Below are 1,163 nucleotides of genomic sequence, written 5' to 3' on the forward strand. Positions count from 1 at the left end.
GTGGGGCGGGTGACGATCCGGGCCACCCAGCACGGTAACGGGCAATACCGCTACGCCCAACCCGTCGAACGCTCCTTCAGCGTCACCAACGCCACCCCCCCGCCACCCGATACCCAACCCCCCACCCCACCCTCCGCCCTGACGGCCACCAACATCACCGCCACCTCCCTCCAGCTCACCTGGAATCCCGCCACCGATAACGTGGCCGTCACCGGCTACGATGTCTACCGAAACGGCACCAAAATCAACCCCAGCCTGGTCACCAACACCACTTACCCCGTCACCGGCCTGGCCCCTGCCACCGCCTATGCCTTCCTCGTCGTCGCCCGCGATGCCGCGGCCAATGCCTCGGCCAACAGCAATACCGCCAACGCCACTACCCTGACCGCCCCCGTCGGCAACCAGCCCCCGGTGGCGCCCAACCCCCTGGCTCTCAATGCCGCCACGGTCAACGTCAGCTACAACTCCAACGCCCTGCCCGCCTTCACCGATCCCGAAGGCGATGCCCTCACCTACTCGCTAACGGGCCTGCCCGCCCCCCTGACCTTCAACCCCGCTACCCGCGTGGTGTCGGGCACGCCCACGGCCAGCGGCACCTTCAGCCTCACCTACGCGGCCACCGATACCCAGCATCCGCCCGTCACGGCCACCCTCACGCTGACGGTCAACACCGGTTCCATTCCCAGCACCAACCTGGATGGCTACCTCACCCAGGAAGTCAACTGCAACACGCTCTCGGGCTGGGCCTGGGACCGCACCAATCCCAACACCCCCCTCACCGTCGAGTTCTTCGATGGCCCCTCCATTGCCGCCGGTACGCCCCTGGGCTCCCAGCTGGCCAACGTCTTCCAGCAGCATCTGAAGGATGCCGGCAAGGGCAACGGCCAGCACTGGTACGACTTTCCCATCCCCGCTAGCATTAAAACCAGCACCAACCACACCATCTGGGCCCGCGTGCAGGGCTCCGAGTTTGTGCTCAAGTGGGCTCCCAAGACCATTAATTGTGCCGGCAGCGGGATTCCTCCGCTCAACCAGCCGCCGGTGCCACCGGCCGTCTCCCCGCTGGCGGCCGTGGTCCATACCGCCTTTAGCTCGGCTCCCCTGCCGGTCTTCACCGATCCGGAGCAGAGCCCCTTGACGTATGAGTTGACGGGCTTACCCAG

Annotated in this window: 1 protein-coding gene; it reads left to right on the forward strand. The window is 66.4% G+C overall.

Annotation, left to right across the window (positions count from 1 at the left end):
- A partial coding sequence (locus EHT87_RS31150; RefSeq protein WP_185716401.1) for a fibronectin type III domain-containing protein occupies window positions 1–1,163 on the forward strand: 1,163 nt, incomplete at both ends.

Origin of the sequence: Larkinella knui (assembly GCF_003858645.1) — a bacterium.
GTDB lineage: Bacteria > Bacteroidota > Bacteroidia > Cytophagales > Spirosomataceae > Larkinella > Larkinella knui.